Consider the following 17,174-nt stretch of genomic DNA (forward strand, 5'->3'; position numbering starts at 1 on the left):
GGGCGCCCGGAACACCGTTCACCATGGCCCCGGGGATCCACGATACCGCGCTCCAGACCACCGGCCTGGCCGGTTCGCCGGCGCTGGGCGACCCCGAGGTGTCGTCGGCGATCGAGCCGTCGACCACGGTCGCGGGCGGCAAGCTCGGCCGGTTCATCATCTTGGAGCCGCTCGGCTCGGGGGCGATGGGGGTGGTGTACACCGCCTACGACGAGACCCTCGACCGCAAGGTCGCGGTCAAGGTGCTGCGCGACACCGGCGAGAGCGCGCAGCGTCGGCTGCTGCGCGAGGCGCAGGCGATGGCGCGCGTCTCGCACCCGAACGTGGTCACCGTGCTCGAGGCCGGCGTGGCCGGCGGGCAGGTCTACGTGGCGATGGAGTTCATCCGCGGGCAGACGCTCGGGGCGTGGTTGCAGGCGGGGCCGCGCGGCTGGGCGGAGGTGGTCGAGGTGTTCGTGCAGGCCGGGCGCGGGCTGGCGGCGGCGCACGCGGCCGGCCTGGTCCACCGCGACTTCAAGCCCAGCAACGTGATGATCGACGACGCCGGGCGGGCGCGGGTGCTCGACTTCGGGCTGGTGCGTGCGGCCGTGCCGGAGGTGACGCGCGGGGCGCCGGGCTCGGGGAGCAACAGCAACAGCAACGGCAACAGCAAGCTCGACATGCACCTGACGCACGACGACCAGATCGTCGGCACGCCGGCTTACATGGCGCCGGAGCACTGGCGCGGCCTGTCCCCCGAGCCAGCCGCCGATCAGTTCAGCTTCTGCGTCGCGCTGTACGAGTCGCTGTACGGGCTCGCGCCGTTCCCTTACGGCGACGCGGCCGAGCTGGTGCTCAAGGTGCTGCACGGGCAGGCGAGCGAGCCGCCGCGCAAGCGCGGGCTGCCGGCCTGGCTGGCGCCGGTGGTGATGCGCGGTCTGAAGAATGACCCAAGGACAGGTACCCCGGGATGCCGGCGCTGCTGTCCGCGCTCGACCGCGGGCGCGCCCGCGGGCGCCGGCGCTGGGTGGTCGCGGCGGTGCTCGCCGGGACGGTGGCCGGCACCGGGGTCGTGTTCGCACGCACCGGCGACGACGACACCTGCGCGCGCGCGCCGGAGGAGCTGGCGCAGGTGTGGGGGCAAGCGCAGCGCGACGCGGTGGCCACGGCGCTCGGGGCCGCGGCTCCCGGCTACGCGTCGGTGGTGTGGCCGCGCGTGCAGGAGGAGCTCGACGGCTACGCAGCTGGCTGGGGCGCGGCCCATCGCGAGGCCTGCCTCGCCCACCGCCACGGCGAGCGCTCCGGCGCCCTGCTCGATCACCAGATGCGCTGCCTCGACCAGCGCCGCGGCGCGCTCGCCGAGACCGTCGCCACGCTGGCGGCCGCCGACGCCGACGTGGCCCTGCGCGCGCTCGAGGTCGCGGGCGACCTGCCGCCGCTCGAGGGCTGCCGCAACCTCGAGGCGCTGTCGTCCGAGCAGCCGCCGCCCGACGACCCCGACAGCGCGGCGCGGGTGGCCGAGCTGCGCGGGCAGATGACGCAGGCGCAGGTGCTGGCGCGCTCGGGTCGACTGCCGGACGCGCTGGCGCGGGCGCACGAGATCGTGACCGCGAGCGAGGCGCTGGATTATCCGCCGGTCCGCGCCGAGGCGCTGCTGCTGCGCAGCAAGCTCGAGCTGCACCTGCCCGATCAGACAGGCGAGGAGGTCGACCGGTTGACGCGGGCGATCAGCGCCGGCTTCGAGGCGCGGGTCGACGCGATCGCGGCCGAGGCGCTGGCGCTGCGGATCTACGCGCTCGCGCGCCAGCCCGACCAGGTCGCGCGGGCGCTGGCCGACGAGCCGCTGGCGCTGGCGCTGGCCGACCGCAGCCCGACGCCGGCGGCGCTGCGCGGGCTCGTGCTCAACAACATCGGCACCGCCTATCTGGCCCGACAGGAGCCGGCGCAGGCGCGGCGCTACTTCACCGAGGCGCTGGCGGTGCGTGAGGTGGCGCTCGGCAGCGAGGACCTCGAGGTGGCCTATGCGCTGGTCAACCTGGCGCTGGCCAGCGAGCCCGGGCCGGAGCGCGAGCGCCTGCTCGCGCGCGCGGTGGCGATCTTCGAACTGGCGCTGGGGCCTGCGCATCCCGAGACCATCGAGGGCCGGCTGGCCGCGGCGCACCTCGCCGACTTCGCGGCCGGGCCGGGCCTGTTGCGCCCCGGCTGCGCGGCGCTCGACCGCTTCTTGCCGGGGGACGTCGTCGGTCGGGCGCGCTGCCTGCTTTATCTCGGGCGCCTCGCGCTCGAGCTGGGCGACGACGACGAGGCGGAGCTCGCGTTCGTGGCCGGGGCGGCGCTCGTCGACGACGTGCGCGCGGGCCCGCGGCTGACGGACCACGAGGCGGCGGCGCTGGTCGGCTACGCCGCGCTCGGCACGGGCGCTCACGAAGCGGCGATTCGGCGGATCGAGGCGGCCCTGGGGCAGCTCCCGGAGGCGTGGTGGTCCCGGGCCGACGCGGCCGAGCTGCGATCGATCCTCGGCCACAACCTGCTCGCGGCCGGCCGTCCGGAGGAGGCGCGCGGCAACTTCGTGACCGCCGTTGCGGACTACGCGGGCCTCGTCGACTCGGAGCCGCGCCTCGGCGCCGCGCTGGCCCGCACTCGCCGAGGGTTGGTCGAGGCATGGGTGGCGCTGGACCTCGCCCGGACCCCGGAGGCTCGCGCGAGCCTCGCGGCCTCGCTCGGATTTTATCGCAGCGCCGGGCCCAGCTTTGCGCGACAGTTGGCGCGGACCGAGCGGTTTGTCGCCCAGACGGGCACCCCGACCGCGATCGGCCCATAAAGTGGGCGGACACCGGAGGCGTAACCGACATGTACAGAAAGACATATCACTGGATCTTCGCCGGAGCCGTGGCGCTGGCCGCGGGTTGTGACGAGGCCGAGCCAGCCGGCGGCGACGATATCGCGCTGCGGCCCTATGCGTGCCCGGTCTGGAAGTGCGGCTTCAACTCGGCCGAGGTGAACGGCAGATCGATCCGCGAGCTCAACCTCGACGGCGCTGCCAACAGCGAGGGCATGCGGATCGTCGGCTTCGTGGCGCCCCTCGGCCTGCTCGGCAACTATCAACTGACCGTCGAGAACGACGCGCTGGTCGCCCGCAACCCGAGCGGCCAGACCCTCAAGGGGCTGCAGCTGGTCGGCGCGACGATCCTCGTCCAGGCGCCGGGGCTCCTGGCGCTGCCGGTGCCGATCTCGGTGCTCGGCTACCAGGAGATCGATTCCTGGGCCGAGGGCGCGCCGAAGGTGCCGACCTACGCGCTCCTCTACCCCGACCTGGCGGCGCTGCTCGGCGTGCGCAACGTCTGTAGCGGCAACCTGCTCGACACCCTCGCCAGCGCGGCGACGGTGATCGGCGGCGAGACCTACGACCTCGCCGACAAGACGGTGAACGCGGGCCGGTCGCGGTGGTTGACGATCGCCTGCGCCGGCTCGGCCGCGGCCAAGATGCGCCTGCTCGGCTACGGCCCGCAGTCGAGCGCGACCACGCCGGCGCAGCGGCAGGCGACGCTCAAGATGGTCACCGCCGACTACTGCGGCGGCGGCGAGAGCTACACGCAGGACGGCACCGAGGTCCACTGGGCCAACGCGAGCGGCACCGTGGCCCCGCAGTCCGGCCAGCTCGGCGACGTCGAGGCGGTGTGGACCGAGGACGGCGCGCTGTGCCTCGGGACCCCGCGCATCGCCGGCACCGTGGCGGACTGTAGCCTGCCGAGCTGCGCCGGCCTCGCGGTCGACGACGGCGAGTGGGTCACCTACGCGGCCGCGCCGTGAGGTGGTGATGGGGGCATGTCCTCGACAGCATGCTCTCGAGAACATGCTCGAGAACATGCTCTTCAGGACATATACATTCAAACATGTCCGGAAGAGCTTGAGGCGGGGCCGCGCTGCGGAGGCCTCCGCGAGCGCACGTCGTCGCCGAGCGGGCGTTCGCGGCGGCTCACGGCACGCGGGCGATGATCGCCAGCGGGCCGCCGCCGAGCGGGCCGTGGTGTTCGGCGCGAGTGCTGACGTAGATGCAGGGGTCGCCGATCACGCTGGCGAGCACGGCCGCGAGGGCGCCGCGGGAGTGGCGGGTGTCGTCGATGTCGTCGTCGGACAGCATCGTGTGCCGGCGGCCGCGGATCGAGCCGCGGGGGTCGGCCTCGGACTTGGCGAACACGCCGAGCACGTGGGCGCGCTGCTCGGGGGCCAGCTGGCCGCCGGTGACGGGCAGGCCGAGCTCGGCGAGCAGGGCGCGGACAGCGTCGACGTCGAGGATGTCCTTGAGCACGGTGTGGCCGACGACGAGGTCGCCGCCGGCGCGGTCGCTGTTGCCGAACATCAGGATCTCGGTGCGCTGCAGGCCGGGCTTGGCCGAGCACGAGGCGACGCCGGAGTAGAGCGACCAGTCGTCGCAGACGACGTCGTCGGACAGGTCGGCGCGGGCGACCTCGCCGAGGGCGAGGGCGACGCCGAGGGCGCTGGCGGCCCGCGAGTGGACCATGTCGTTGCGCAGCGGGGCGCCGGCGCGGCGGGCGGCGAGGACGGCCTCGTGGTCGGCCTTCGGGATCGCGCCCTTCATCTGCACGAGGTGGACGTCGCCCGGCGCGAGGCGCAGCTCGCCGGCCAGCTCCGCCACCGCGCGGGCGGTCTCCTCGATCTGCGGCATCCGCCCGATCTCCGCCGGCGTGAACGGCCGCGTGTGAGCTGTCCCGACGACCAGGCGCTTCGGGCCAGGTGCTTCGGACCAGGCGCCCGAGCGGGCGAACGCGACCACGTGCGGCGAGACCACCCCCTCGGTGCCGCCCGACAGCGAGAACACCACGCGGTCCTGCACGCGGGCGGGCGGCAGGCCGAGGCGCGGGGCCAGCAGGTCCTCGAGCGCACGCATGGCCAGGTCGCGGGTGAAGTCGTTGCGGCCGCCGTTGCCCTCGGTCTTGCCGAGGACGCACACCAGCTCGTCGGCGCGGACGGCCCCGTCGTCGAGCAGGGCTTGCAGGCCGCGGACGTCGGCGGGGCCGTCGGTGGGCAGCTTGAAGGCGTCGACGCGCATCAGAACAGCACCGCGCGCAGCGGGCCCCGAGGCGCTTGCGGATGTCGATCTTGAACACGTCGCCGTGGGCCATCTCGCTCGGCTCCTTCATGCTGGCGAGGGCCTCGACGACCTCCTCGGAGTTGGCGGTGAGGACGGTGACGGGGCCCTCGACGGCCAGCGGGAAGTCGTGCCAGGTGCCCTCGTGGATCATGATGCCGCTGCCGGGCGGGAGGACGAAGCAGCGCACGTCGTCGAGGTCGGGGGTGTCCATGCCGCGCTGGTGGGTCGGCTTGCCGAGGACCATGGCGAACGGCTGGTCGCCGAGGCCGACGAACAGCTGGGTCATGTTCATGTGGCGCTCGAGCCAGGTGACCTCGGCGGGGCGCCGGTGGATGCGAGCCGAGCGGATGACGCAGCGGCCGTTGCACTTGAACGCGAAGTTGTGGCCCTCTTCGACTGCCCCCTTGTAGAAGGGGATGCCGAGGCCGGCCTGGGGGACCTCGGTGCCGATGTAGAGGCCGTAGTCGGCCACGGCCTCGCGGGTGGCGGGGACGACGGGGACGTCGATGTCGCGGACGGCTTGCATGACCCGTTCATCTTGCCACGGGGCCGCGCGGCGAAGCAATCCGCGCCGGGCCGCGGCCTCGATTCACGGGCGCGAAAGGAGTGCGCGCGTCGCCGCGGCGTCTCGCCGAGGAGGCAGACCCGTGTCGCTGTCGAGGTGGTCGGTCCGTCTGCCGGCCGGCTCGACGCGGGGCCGGCGCGGCGCATCCCGGGGCCGGCGACAGGCGCCTCGGCGTCGCCATCGCTCGCTCCCTCGCCTGCGTCCTCGGCGACGACGAGGAGCCGGACCCGCCTGGTCCTCGCCCGCCGCATCGATCGGCCTCGACCCGATCGCCACGGCCTGCTCGAGCGCCTCGTCGTCTCCGGTCACGCGAGAGATTCGTGCTGTCCTCGGGGACATATGATCGTACCGCCGCGTCACGGGCGGCGCTCGTCCGTCGCGGGGACGGTGAAGCGGAGGACGGTCCCGCGTCCCGGCGTGCTCTCGACCCAGATCCGTCCGCCGTGCGCCTCGACGATGCCCTTGGCGATCGTCAAGCCGAGGCCGGCGCCGGCGCGCGAGGTCCGTTTGGCCTGCCAATAGCGGTCGAAGACGTGGGGCAAGGCCTCTGCGTCGATTCCGCGGCCCGTGTCCGCGACCGCGATCTCCACGTCGCCGCCGGAGCGGCGGGCCTGCAGGCTCACCCGACCCGGAGGCGGCGTGAACTTGAGCGCGTTGTCCAGGAGGTTCAAGAGCACTCGCAGGAGACGACTGCGATCGCCGCTCACCTCCAGGGGGTCTTCGGTGATCGCGTAGTCCAGGACGATCCCGAGCTCCGCGGCGCGCGGCTGCATGAGCTCGACGGCGCCGCGGAACAGCGCGGCGAAGTCCACCCGGGAGCGCTCGATGGCGAGGGCGCCCGACTCGATGCGGGAGGCGTCGAGCAGATCGCGGATGAGGTGCTCCGTGGCCTCCGCCGAGCGCTTGATCACGGCGACCCGCCGGGCGCACTCGTCCTCGGAGAGCTTCGGCCGCTCGAGGCGGGCCACGCCCAGCAAGATCGTGCTGATGAAATTGCGCAGGTCGTGGGCGACGACGGCGAGCGTCTCGTCGCGCTGGCGGGTCGCTCGCTCCGCCTGCACCCGCAGCTCGCGCTCGGCGTCGAGCAGCCGCTCGCGGTCGGCTTCGGCCTGCTTCAGCGGCGTGATGTCCTCGAGCGTGCCGACGTAGCCGACCAGCTCGCCGTCGACGAACATCGGCGCCGCGCGGCCGCTCACCCACACCACGCGGCCGTCTCGATGCAGGAAGCGGTAGGTCTGCGACCACGGCGCCTTCGCCCCCGCGGCCTCGTACCACGACGACACGACGCGGGCCCGATCGTCGGGATGGATCGCCTCCGTCCACCCGCGGTCATGGGCGTCCCCGAGGTCCAGGCCGTGCAGCTCCACGCACTTCGGGTTGAAGAACACCGGGTGACCGGCCAGGTCCATGATGTCGATGCCGAGCGGCGAAGCGTCGACGAGGGCGCGCATGCGGGCCTCGCTCTCGCGCAACTTCGCCTCGGCGAGCTTGCGGTCGGTGACGTCGCGGTGCACCGCCACGAAGCCGACGAGCCGTCCGTCGTCGCTGCGGCAGGCGCTTAGGCTGGCCGCGACCCACAGCGTCGTGCCGTCCTTGCGGGACGACACGAACTCGAGCGCCCGCGTGGCAGCCCCGTGCGAGCGCAGCGCGTGGGGCGTCTCGCAGGCAGTCGGCGCGGAGCAGCTTCGGCAGAGTCCGGCCTGCGGCCTCGGCGGCGGTCCAGCCGTACATCTGCTCGGCCGCCTGGTTCCAGAAGGTGACGCGTTCATCCTCGTCGAGGGCGATGACGCCCTCGTGGGTGAAGTCCAGCAGGTTCTGCTGGTTCGGCGGCGTCGCGCCCGGCATCGCCGGAGTATCCTTCCGCCGCTGCGTACGACCAGCGGTCTCATGCGATTCGTGGCGCGAGCCGACGCTGCAGACGCGCTCTGCTCGCCCCGAGCAGGCTGGTGCCGAAGGCGCGGCGATCCTGCGTGCGGCGCGTCTCGCCGCGCGCCTGCCCCGTCGCGGCGCTCGAGTCGCGGCGGGTCGTCGGAGCAGGCCTCGGGCAGCCGGATCGGCCCAGGCGCACGCCGCGGGCGCGCTCGCGTCGCCCTCCTGGCCTCGCCGCCGTCGCGGGAGCGGGCCGACGATCGCTTCAGCTCTTGGGCGCGGTGAGCGAGGCCTGGATCTCCTTGGCCGTGTTGTAGTGGCGTTCGAGGGTGGAGCGGAAGTTGTTGAGCTCGACCCGCAGCTCCGGCATCTGGGCGTGCGGCAGCAGCTTGGTGTCGATGAAGTTGATCCACATGGCGTGGGCGTCGACCTGCATGTCGATGTACGTCTTGTCGAACGCGTCGCCCTTGTCGACTTTTTCCAGGACCTCCATCTTCTGCTTGGCGTCGTTCTTGATGTCGTCGCGCAGGCGGCTGTCGGTCTGGCGCAGGCCGAGGCGGTCGCGGGTCTCGTGCTCGCGCGACTTGATGGCGCCGTGGTCGGTGATCATCAGCGCGGCGAACTCCTTGACGCGGGTGCCCTTGGCCCACTTCTTGGCGTACTCCGCCATCTTCATCTCCTCCTCGTTGATGATGTTGAGGACGCCGAAGATCTCGTCGTCGTTGGTCATGTACTCGGGGGGCCTTGACCTTGGCGTCCTCCGGCATGGCGGCCACGGCGACCGCGGCCGGGTCGTCCGGCTTGGCGTTGGTGGCCGGCAGGTCGGTCGAGACCTGGCTCGGGGGGATCGTGTCCGGGTTCGTGCGCGAGCACGCCGCGGCGAGCACGAGCGACAGCGTGACCAGAGAAAGCTTGCGGTGGTGCATGGCCCGAGGGGTGGCCGCAGTCGCCCCCCGGTGCCACGTGCTGTGGATCGCAAGCGCATCTGCGCGCCGTCCAGCCCGCCCGCGGCCGGCGGGCGGGCCGCGCGACGCGGGCGCGGGCGGGCGTGCGCAGGCGCCACCACCTTCGATATATGACCGAAGGGTCATGTCATGCCATTGCTCTCCGCTCGCCCGCTCCGCCGGAAGGTGGCCCACTCGCCGTCGTCGCGCGAGAAGCCGCTGCGCGGCGCAGGCGGGGGTGACCTTGGCCGCCGAAGCCGCCGTGAAGACCGAAGGTCATCGGCCGCATCTCGGCGAGCCGGCGCAGGCGATCGTCAGCCAGCGATCGCGCCCGGGCACGACGGACTTGTCGTCACGGAGCAATGATAGGGGCGTAACTCGATGGCCTCAGCCTGGGGGTCGTCGCACCCCACGAAGAGCGCCGCCACCAGCGCGATGCAGAGCTGCCGGTCCGCGCCGTATGCCCTCCCTGTGCGGCCGCCCGCCGGAAGGGACGCGGCTCCGCGGAGGGATCGTGTTCCCGGTCGTGGGCGCGGTCGGACGCGAGGCAGGGGCGGAGGTGCGAGGCCGCCGCCGTCGGCATATTCGTGAATACGGGGCGTGGGCGAGCGAGAATGAAGGGTCAGTGGGGCACCCAGGTCGACCATTCGCCGGCAGGCCCGGTATAGGTGGAGCACGATGGCCGCGTGCACGCGACGTCGACGTCGGGCAGGCGCGTGGCGTCGAGGCAGACCGCGCCGGTGGCGGTCCAGATCGCCTCGAGGTCGCCGTAGGGGCCGGGCGAGGCGACCGTGCCGTCCTGGTTCTCCCACTGCAGCGGCGTGCCGTTGGCGGTGTAGCTGTGACCCGTGCCGCAGTAGTCGGCGGTCAACATCTTGAGGGTGGCCTGCCGCTGCGCCACCGTGGCCGGGTGGCCCTCGCCGTCGAAGTCGGCGTGGGGACCGTAGTTCATCAGCCGCATCTTGGCGGCCGCCGAGCCCGCGCAGGCGAGCGTCAACCACCGAGTCTGGCCGGCGTTGACGGTCTTGTGCGCCAGATCGTAGGTCTCGCCGCCGATCACCGTCACCGCGGTGGCCAGGGCGTCGAGCAGGTCGCCGTTGCACACGTTGCGCACGCCGAGCAGGGCGCCGAGGTCGGGATAAACGAGCGCGTAGGTCGGCACCTTGGCCGCGCCGGCGGCCCACGAGTCGATCTCCTGATAGCCGAGCACCGTGAGCGGGACCGGCAGCTCGAGCAGGCCGTCCCGCTTGACGAGGATGATCGAGCCGATAAGCTGCAGGCCGCGCAGCGTCTGGCCCTGCTCGTTGCGGGCCACCATCTGGTCGCCGTCGGTGTCGAGCTTGAAGTTGCCGAGGAGGCCCTGCGGGGCGACGAAGCCGACGACGCGCACGCCGTCGCCGTTGGCCTGACCGTCGAGGTTGAGCTCGCGGATCGAGCGCCCATTCACCTCCGCGGAGTTGAAGCCACACTGCCAGGTCGGGCAATGTAGGGGCGAAATTCGGTGTCCTCGATCGAGGGGTCGTCGCACCCCGAGGCGAGGGTAGATAGGACCACGATGACGCCGCTGATTCGCCAGTGTCGCATAACACCTCCGAGTGCCTCGATTGTGTTGTGCCCCCCACGGGAGGAAGGGGACGGCGCCGCGGCGAATGATGGGCGCGCCGGGAGGCCCCGCGCGGGCCTCGCGGCGGCGAGTGCGAGGATGCCGCGAATGATTTTCTCCAGTCACTGACGTCTATCGGCGATTGTGGGCAGGCGCCAGGCGAATTCGCCCCCGGACTCGCGGTACCATGATTCGGCGGCGGCGAGCTCATGCGCGGCGGCCTCGGGGTCGAAGCCGGCGCTCAGCGCCGCGGCGAGGCTCATGCGAGCCGCGGCGAGGGTGCGCGGCAGCACGTTGTCGTGGGCCTTGGCGGCGATCTGCTCGAAGATAGCGACGCTGTCCGCGAGCGCGCGCCGGGCCGCCGGGACGTCGCCGACGGCGAGCAGGTTCAGGCCGATGCAGAGCTCGACCTCGGCGACCTTGCGGCGCTGCCACCATTCCCCGCCGCGCAGCTCGTCGAAGGTCCGCCCGAGGTACGCCAGCGCCGCCGCGTGCGTGCCGTCGACGAGGCCGGCGTAGCCGTGAATCAGCGCGTTGTCGAAGCGAAACGGGTCGGCGTCCGGCAGCTGCTCGATCAGCGCGCGCGCGCGCGAGATCTCCTCGTCCGCGAGCGCCTGCTCGCCGGCGTCGCGGGCGTGCGCGGCGAGGTGCTGCAGGCATTGCGCCCGGGCGCGCAGGTCGTCGCGGCGGTACTCGTCGAGGGCGTCGCAGCCGCGCTCGAGCAGTTGGACGGCGTCCAGCGGGTCCTGGGCGAGGGCGCCGGCGAGGATCCGGACGCCCATGGCCTCGGGGTGGGCGACGCCGAGGTTGTCCTCGAGGATCTGCAGGGCCTCGCCGACGAGCTCGCGGGCGCGCGACGGGTCTCTCGCCAGCAGGGCGAGGTTGCTGAGGGTCTTGGCGACCTCGACGTCGTCCTCGCCTGCGGCCCGGCGCAGGCGCAGCGACTCGCGCAAATAGGGCTCGCCGTGCTCGGCGTCGCCGGCGGTGAGGTAGAGCGAGCCGGCGTTGTTGAAGGCGAGCGCCCGCAGGCTCGGCGGGTCGCCGATCCGCGGCAGCATGGCGGTGACGACGTCGAGATCTTCGAAGGCGCGCGGCAGGCCGTCGCGGGCGTGGCTGCGGGCGTAGAGGCGCAGCGCGAGGGCCTCGACGACGCGGTTGTCTTCGCCGGCGCCGAGGGCCACGAGGTAGGCGCGGCCGAGGAATGGTTCGGCGTGGGCGGGGTCGACCTCGAGGTCGAGGCGGCCGCGCTGGAGGAACGCCTCGGCGAGCGTGGGTCGGTCGCCGAGCGCGTGGGCCTCGCGGATCACGTCGTCGGCCAGATCTTTCGCGGCGTCTATCCGGCCCGCGCGCGCGTGGACCTTGACGTCCTCGAGGGCGGCCATGACCCGGCGGCGGCGCACCGCGGTGCCGATGTCGCGCGAGGCCTGGGTGTGGGCGACGAGGCTGGCGCTGCTGCGACACTCGCCGGGGTCGGGCAGCGAGGTCGCGACCTCGAGCGCGTGCAGGGCGACGTCGGCGTCGGCCTTGCGCAGCACGTCCACCGCCGAGGCGAGCGCGGCGCGGGCCCGCTCGAGGCAAGCGGCGCTGCGCAGGGCCAGCTCCTCGGAGAACTCGTGGCGCTCGCGGGCCTCGCAGGCGGCGCGGTAGTTCTGCTGCCATTCGGCGCCCCAGTCGTCGAGCACGCGGCGCGCCTGCGGCCACAAGTTGGTGGCGAACGCCGGCGGCAGCGCGTCGAAGGCGTGCTCGATCGCCGCTCGCGAGTCCGCGTTCCACACCTGATCGATGTGCGCCGCGCCGCCGCTGCACGGGTCGGTCGCCTGCGGGCGCGCGCCGAGGTAGCCGCCGCCGAGCCCGAGGACCGCCGCCCCGGCGACCGCGCCCATCAAGGTGCGACGGCCGCGGGTGCGGTCGGGATCGAGGTCGCGCAGCAATTCTTCCATGCTGGCGAACCTGTCCTTTGGGTCCTGTCGCAATCCTCGCAGGATCGCCGCGCACAGCCGCGACGGCACGCGGACGTGGCGCGGCGGGCTGCGCACCTGGCCGCTGGTGATGCTGAGGCGCAGCTCGTCGGTGCTGTCGCCGGGGAACGGCAGCTGGCCGAACAGCGCCTGGTACAGCGAGGCGCAGAAGCTGAACTGGTCGGACGCGGGGCCGACGGGCTGGCCGAGGAACTGCTCGGGGGGCATGTACGCCGGCGTGCCGACGACCTCGCGGCCGGCCTTGGCGGGGGTGCAGGACAGGCCGAAGTCGAGGACGCGGACGCGGCCGTCGTCGCCGATCATGGCGTTGCTGGGCTTGAAGTCGCGGTGGACGAGGTTGGCGCCGTGGGCCGCAGCGAGGCCGCGGCCGGCCTGGATGAACGCGCCGAGGACCTCGGTCCAGCCGCGCGGCTGCCTGGCGAGCCAGGCGTGGAGCGTGCTGCCGCGGACGAACTCCATGGCGATGAAGATGCCGTCCTCGTGGAGGCCGACCTCGTGGACCACCGCGACGTTGGGGTGCGAGACCTTGGCCATCGCCTGGGCCTCGTCGTGGAGGCGCACGCGGCCGTGGCTGTCGGGGCGGCCTTGCGGGCGCAGGACCTTGAGCGCGACCTTGCGGTCGAGCTCCGGATCGTAGGCGGCGTAGACGATGCCCATCGCGCCGGCGCCGAGGTACGAGAGGACGGTGAAGCGACCGATCTCGTGGCCCGGCTCGAGCGCGATCGGGTCCGGCAGGGCGTGGGGGACCAGGGTCGTCCGCGTGGACCCGGTCGGCATGCCCGCGCCCTGCCGGGGGCCGCGGCCGCCACCTGCAGGAGCGCGCATCGTTGGAGACGAATTCGACACGAGACGCTTTTGCTAAGAGGCCCGATCCTCCGACGTAGTCAAGCTCTGTTCATGGTGTCGAGGCTTTGGAAAAATCTCCGATCGTGCGACTGGCCGCAGACTGCTCGCATGTGCCGGGCGCGACAGGTGATGCGCGAACCCGCGGCCATGGTGCGTGCGGGTGCGAGCGCGGAGACGTACCGACCTGCGGGGTCGGCGCGAGCGGCTCAGGTGACCAGGGCCCAGATCGCCATATAGTGGACCAGGGCGGCGCTGAACACGAAGACGTGGAACAGCTCGTGGTATCCGAACACCAGCGGGGCCGGATTGGGCCAGCGCAGCGCGTAGATCACCGCGCCGCAGACATAGAGCAATCCGCCGGTGGCGAACAGCAGGAACACTTCGTCGGCGGCGACGCGGAGGACCGGCGCGGTGGGCAGGGTGAAGCTGCCCATGAGCACGTAGAGGGCGGCGCTGAGCTTGCGGGGCGCGCGGGGCCAGGCGAAGGTCTTGATGATGCCGAGGCCGGCCGCGAGCCACATGGCCGACAGCAGCCACACGCTGGCGGCGCCGTCGAGGGCCAGGGCCAGCGGGGTGGCGGTGCCGGCGATGAGCAGATAGATGTTGGCGTGGTCGAGCTTGCGCAGCCACAGCGCGGTGCGCAGCGGCCAGCCCGGCAGGTGGTAGACGGCGCTGCCGACCAGCAGGACCACCAGCGAGACGCCGTAGACGAGGGCGGAGAGGGTCGCGGCGCCTTCGCGGGCGCACACGACCAGGGCGACCACGGCCGGGACCGCGAGGGCGGCGGCGTAGATGTCGGCGACGCCGCGGAGGCGCGGGCGCAGGACCGAGGAGGTCGGCGAGGTCGAGGACACGCGGGCGCGAGGATACACGAGCGGCGCGCGGACGCGAGGGCGAGGCCGGCGGGCGGCGACCGCGGACGTCTCCGGGGCGGAGGAATCGATCGACCCCCGAGAGTGCAATGGTGGGAGCGTGGTGCGCGGATTCGGGTGGCGTGATGCGGGGGAGGGTCGATTGTGGGGACTGTCGGGCGACTCGCGAAAAAATCGTGCGAGGGACTTGACCGGCGAATCGGCATGCTGTACATACCCCGGACCGAGTCAGGGTGAAGGTCGTGACGAACCATCAGCACATCATCGGGTCGATGCTCCAGGGCCAGCCGCGTACGGCGGGGCTCCTGCTGCTCCCCGCGCTGTTGGCCCCGCTACCGCCGTATCTACGCCTGCCGTATCTACCCCGGTGAAGGGGCGCCCCGGTCGGGGTGCAGGCAGCGCTGCGACGAGCGCGGGAGAAAACCGAATCGTCGCACCTCCGCGTGAGCGCGTCGGCGCGCGCACGTGCAGTTCGATCGATGATTCGATCGCGCTGCCGGGCGACGGGCATGTGACAGTGGCTTTCGTGCGAGGTCCCGTCATGATCGTCTTCGGGGCGTAGCTCAGCCTGGTCAGAGCGTCTGTCTTGGGCACAGAAGGTCGTGGGTTCGAATCCCGCTGCCCCGATCCCCGTATTCGGGCCACGGAAGGCCCGAGGGGTACGAGTGACGACAATACGCGCAGGTGCTGGAACTTGGTAGACAACTGGCCTCGAGAGCGCCAGGCCCACCGGGCGTGAGGGTTCGAGCCCCTCCCTGCGCATTTTTTCATGCGGCGAACGAACGGACGACGAACGAAGAGGAGAGGATTTTTTGGAAAGCGCGCAGGTGCTGGAATTCGGTAGACAACCGGCACTCAAAACGCTGGGTCCCGGGAGGGGCGTGAGGGTTCGAGTCCCTCCCTGCGCATTCACGAGGGTTGAGCAATTTCCGCGGGACGCCTCAATGGTGGGGCAGTCGGCTGTAAACCGACGGCGCTTCGGCGCGGGCAGGTTCGATCCCCGCCCCGCGGACTTTTTGAGGAGGAAGGGACCAGGAGACGGAGAGGCACGCGCAGGTGACGGAATGGGTAGACGGCTGGCGCTCAGAACGCCAGGCCCCGGCTGGGGCGTGAGGGTTCGAGTCCCTCCCTGCGCATTGTTTTTTGAGGGGGAAGATGGCGAGAATTTCCGCGGGACGCCTCAATGGTGGGGCAGTCGGCTGTAACCCGACGGCGCCTCGGCGCGGGCAGGTTCGATCCCTGCCCCGCGGACTTTTGTGAAGAGGCGGAGAGATACGCGCAGGTGACGGAATCAGGTAGACGGCTGGCGCTCAGAACGCCAGGCCCCGAGCGGGGCGTGAGGGTTCGAGTCCCTCCTTGCGCATTGATTTTGGGGAGAAGTGTAGCGATTCGCGCAGGTGGCGGAACTGGCAGACGTACGGCGCTCAGAACGCCGGGCCCCGAGAGGGGCGTGAGGGTTCGAGTCCCTCCCTGCGCATGTCGAGAGAGGAGAAGAAGGGGAGAGACGAGGGGAGAAGATTTTCCGCGGGACGCCTCAATGGGAGGCAGCCGGCTGTACACCGGGGGCGCTTCGGCGCAGGCGGGTTCGATTCCTGCCCCGCGGACTTTTTTGTCGTGGAGAAGAGAACGAGAGCGCGCAGGTGACGGAATTGGTAGACGGCTGGCCTTGAGGTGGCCAGGCTCCAGCTGGGGCGTGAGGGTTCGAGTCCCTCCCTGCGCATTTTGTCGAGTGAGTGAGGAGAAGATTTTCCGCGGGACGCCTCAATGGGAGGCAGCCGGCTGTACACCGGGGGCGCTTCGGCGCAGGCGGGTTCGATTCCTGCCCCGCGGACTCATTTGTGAAGGCGGGACGAGAGGCGCAGGTGACGGAATTGGTAGACGCCGACGCTCAGGCGGAGGGCCTCGTGAGGGGCGTGAGGGTTCGAGTCCCTCTCTGCGCATGCGTGTGTGTCAGCTCAGGCGCAGGTTGACCAGCGGCGAGGGCTTGTAGCAGGGGCGGCTGTCGTTGCAGGCCTCCGGGGCGGCGAGCTCGTCGTCGGGGCCCCAGGGCTGGCAGGTGTGCAGGCACGAGTAGGGCACCTGGTTGCGGGCGAAGGTCAGCTGGAATTCGGCCAGCTCGGCGGCGTCGTGCGAGTGGCCCTTCCAGCGCAGGTGGCGGCACAGTTGCATGGCTGTCCTTTCGGTCAGGTCGGGGCCGGGGCCGGCGGTGCGGCCTGGGTGGGGGGCTGGGCGAGGGCGCGCTCGAGCGCGTCGAGGACCGCGCCGCGGAGGAGGTCGAGCTTGTAGGCCGTGCCCGCGAGCGGCTTGGCGCCGTCAGCCGCGACCGCGGCGGCCGCCGCGAGCGTCTCGGGTGTGGCGGGCTTGCCGACGAGCAGGGCCTCGACCGCGCCGAGGCGGAGCGGCAGGTTGGCCACGCCGCCGACGGTGATCCGCGCGGTCTGCAGCTGATCGCCCGCGACCACCAGGCGGGCGACGACCTCGACCAGCGGCCACTCGGCGCGGGCCCGGCTGGTCGCGCGCACGTAGGCGGCCTGCTCGGCGGCCAGCGGCGCGCCGAGGCCGACGCCGGTCAGCAGCGCGCCGGGCGGGAGCATGTGCTGGCGGCGGGCGTCGGAGGCGTCGCCGTAGAGGCTGGCGAGGGTGTGCTCGCGGTCGCCGGCGACCTCGACGCGGACGTCGTGGGCGAGCAGCGCCGTGGCCAGCGACGACGGGTGCGGCGCGACGCAGGGGCCGAGGTCGAAGCAGGCGTGGAACAGGTGGTCGCCGGTGCGGGCGGGGCAGCCGCTGCCGCCGCTCTTGAGGCAGTCGGCGCCGGGGCGGCGGTAGTACCAGCAGCGGACGTGCTGCAGGAGGTTGCCGCCGACGGTCGCGCGTGCGCGGATCTGCGGGGTCGCGATGCTGGCCGCGGCGGCGGCCACGGCCGGGTAGCGGGCGCGGACATCCGGGTGCTCGGCCACCGCCGCGAGGGTGACGAGGGCGCCGAGGTGGAGCTGTCCTTCGCGCCAGGCGATGGCGTCGAGGCCGGGGACGTCGCGCAGGTCGACGACTGTCCCTCGGGACAGGTGGAGCCTGCGCCGCTCGGTGAGGTCGGTGCCGCCGGCGCGGGGCTCACCGCTGCGCCCGAGCGCGGCGTCGAGGGAGGTGGGGAGCTCGAGCGAGGTCATCCGCGTCCTCCTCGGAGCAGGCGCGCGCGCGAATCGGTGACAGGAGTGATGGGGGATATCCGGGGGCTGTCGGAAGCGAGAGCGAAGCGCGAGCGCGAATCGGTGACGGGAGGGATGGGGGACATCCGCGGGCTGTCGGAAGCGAGATCGAAGCGCGAGCGCTTGCGTGAGCCGGTGGCAGGAGTGATGGGGGACATGTGCGGACCGCCTGAAGAGAGAGCGGGGCCTTCGGCGAGGATC

The 17,174-nt window shown here is 72.3% G+C and carries 12 protein-coding genes, 11 tRNA genes and 2 pseudogenes; 15 read left to right on the plus strand and 10 right to left on the minus strand.

Annotation, left to right across the window (positions count from 1 at the left end; all coding sequences use genetic code 11):
• Positions 1 to 23 precede the first annotated feature (23 nt).
• Genes OV079_RS41375 through OV079_RS41385 form a run of 3 tightly spaced genes read left to right on the plus strand, consistent with a single transcriptional unit; the run spans position 24 to position 3,789 of the window.
• Positions 24 to 1,517 (plus strand): serine/threonine-protein kinase, encoded by a 1,494-nt coding sequence (locus OV079_RS41375; protein WP_267775220.1) that lies wholly within the window; start codon positions 24 to 26, stop codon positions 1,515 to 1,517.
• Positions 1,514 to 2,800: a tetratricopeptide repeat protein gene (locus tag OV079_RS41380; protein ID WP_267778768.1), complete on the plus strand. Its 1,287-nt coding sequence runs from the start codon at positions 1,514 to 1,516 to the stop codon at positions 2,798 to 2,800. Before OV079_RS41375 ends, OV079_RS41380 begins: the two co-directional genes overlap by 4 nt.
• Before the next feature lie 29 nt (positions 2,801 to 2,829).
• On the plus strand, positions 2,830 to 3,789 hold the full coding sequence (locus OV079_RS41385) for an ADYC domain-containing protein (protein WP_267775221.1): 960 nt from the start codon (positions 2,830 to 2,832) through the stop codon (positions 3,787 to 3,789).
• A 166-nt stretch (positions 3,790 to 3,955) separates the two neighbouring features.
• Here the strand turns inward: OV079_RS41385 and atzD are convergent, their stop codons facing one another.
• From atzD to trhA, 8 genes and pseudogenes are all read right to left on the minus strand, one after another.
• Positions 3,956 to 5,050, minus strand: coding sequence for a cyanuric acid amidohydrolase (gene atzD, locus OV079_RS41390; RefSeq protein WP_267775223.1), 1,095 nt, complete (start codon positions 5,048 to 5,050; stop codon positions 3,956 to 3,958).
• Between the two features lie 178 nt (positions 5,051 to 5,228).
• Positions 5,229 to 5,618, minus strand: a pseudogene (locus tag OV079_RS59470) (ureidoglycolate lyase); the annotation flags it as partial.
• Between the two features lie 395 nt (positions 5,619 to 6,013).
• A complete protein-coding gene (locus OV079_RS41400) occupies positions 6,014 to 7,303 on the minus strand; it encodes a PAS domain-containing sensor histidine kinase (RefSeq protein ID WP_420829581.1) in 1,290 nt (429 codons plus the stop codon).
• Between the two features lie 13 nt (positions 7,304 to 7,316).
• Positions 7,317 to 7,502, minus strand: a pseudogene (locus tag OV079_RS59475) (PAS domain-containing protein); the annotation flags it as partial.
• A 289-nt stretch (positions 7,503 to 7,791) separates the two neighbouring features.
• Complete coding sequence (locus OV079_RS41405) at positions 7,792 to 8,256, minus strand: DUF4142 domain-containing protein (RefSeq protein ID WP_267775226.1); 465 nt, start codon at positions 8,254 to 8,256, stop codon at positions 7,792 to 7,794.
• Positions 8,257 to 9,092: 836 nt separating this feature from the next.
• Complete coding sequence (locus tag OV079_RS41410) at positions 9,093 to 9,917, minus strand: ADYC domain-containing protein (RefSeq protein WP_267775227.1); 825 nt, start codon at positions 9,915 to 9,917, stop codon at positions 9,093 to 9,095.
• A gap of 278 nt (positions 9,918 to 10,195) precedes the next feature.
• The gene (locus OV079_RS41415; RefSeq protein WP_267775228.1) at positions 10,196 to 12,829 is read right to left on the minus strand and encodes a serine/threonine-protein kinase; all 2,634 of its coding nucleotides are present in this window, start codon (positions 12,827 to 12,829) and stop codon (positions 10,196 to 10,198) included.
• Between the two features lie 275 nt (positions 12,830 to 13,104).
• On the minus strand, positions 13,105 to 13,752 hold the full coding sequence (gene trhA / locus OV079_RS41420) for a PAQR family membrane homeostasis protein TrhA (protein WP_267775229.1): 648 nt from the start codon (positions 13,750 to 13,752) through the stop codon (positions 13,105 to 13,107).
• A gap of 260 nt (positions 13,753 to 14,012) precedes the next feature.
• On the opposite strand from trhA, the gene OV079_RS41425 reads away from it, so the two are divergent.
• The 12 genes from OV079_RS41425 to OV079_RS41480 all read left to right on the plus strand — a co-directional run bounded on the left by OV079_RS41425 (position 14,013) and on the right by OV079_RS41480 (position 15,710).
• Positions 14,013 to 14,141 carry a hypothetical protein gene (locus tag OV079_RS41425; RefSeq protein WP_267775231.1) on the plus strand — a complete coding sequence of 43 codons (129 nt, stop codon included), beginning with the start codon at positions 14,013 to 14,015 and terminating at the stop codon, positions 14,139 to 14,141.
• A 181-nt stretch (positions 14,142 to 14,322) separates the two neighbouring features.
• Positions 14,323 to 14,397 (plus strand) — tRNA-Pro (locus OV079_RS41430).
• Positions 14,398 to 14,591: 194 nt separating this feature from the next.
• Positions 14,592 to 14,678 (plus strand) — tRNA-Leu (locus tag OV079_RS41435).
• A gap of 21 nt (positions 14,679 to 14,699) precedes the next feature.
• Positions 14,700 to 14,782 (plus strand) — tRNA-Tyr (locus OV079_RS41440).
• Positions 14,783 to 14,820: 38 nt separating this feature from the next.
• Positions 14,821 to 14,906: transfer RNA gene (locus OV079_RS41445), tRNA-Leu, on the plus strand.
• A gap of 32 nt (positions 14,907 to 14,938) precedes the next feature.
• Positions 14,939 to 15,021 (plus strand) — tRNA-Tyr (locus OV079_RS41450).
• A 25-nt stretch (positions 15,022 to 15,046) separates the two neighbouring features.
• A tRNA-Leu gene (locus OV079_RS41455) sits at positions 15,047 to 15,133 on the plus strand.
• A gap of 28 nt (positions 15,134 to 15,161) precedes the next feature.
• Positions 15,162 to 15,247, plus strand: a tRNA-Leu gene (locus tag OV079_RS41460).
• A gap of 45 nt (positions 15,248 to 15,292) precedes the next feature.
• Positions 15,293 to 15,374 (plus strand) — tRNA-Tyr (locus OV079_RS41465).
• Positions 15,375 to 15,404: 30 nt separating this feature from the next.
• Positions 15,405 to 15,490: transfer RNA gene (locus tag OV079_RS41470), tRNA-Leu, on the plus strand.
• A gap of 29 nt (positions 15,491 to 15,519) precedes the next feature.
• Positions 15,520 to 15,601 (plus strand) — tRNA-Tyr (locus OV079_RS41475).
• A gap of 25 nt (positions 15,602 to 15,626) precedes the next feature.
• Positions 15,627 to 15,710 (plus strand) — tRNA-OTHER (locus tag OV079_RS41480).
• A gap of 10 nt (positions 15,711 to 15,720) precedes the next feature.
• On the opposite strand, the gene OV079_RS41485 is transcribed toward OV079_RS41480, so the two are convergent.
• On the minus strand, positions 15,721 to 15,939 hold the full coding sequence (locus OV079_RS41485) for a hypothetical protein (protein ID WP_267705412.1): 219 nt from the start codon (positions 15,937 to 15,939) through the stop codon (positions 15,721 to 15,723).
• Between the two features lie 14 nt (positions 15,940 to 15,953).
• Positions 15,954 to 16,934, minus strand: a complete 981-nt coding sequence (locus OV079_RS41490) for an FAD binding domain-containing protein (protein WP_267775232.1) — start codon at positions 16,932 to 16,934, stop codon at positions 15,954 to 15,956.
• Positions 16,935 to 17,174: the final 240 nt, after the last annotated feature.

Source organism: Nannocystis pusilla, assembly GCF_026626665.1.
In the GTDB taxonomy this organism is placed as follows: Bacteria; Myxococcota_A; Polyangia; order Nannocystales; family Nannocystaceae; genus Nannocystis; species Nannocystis pusilla.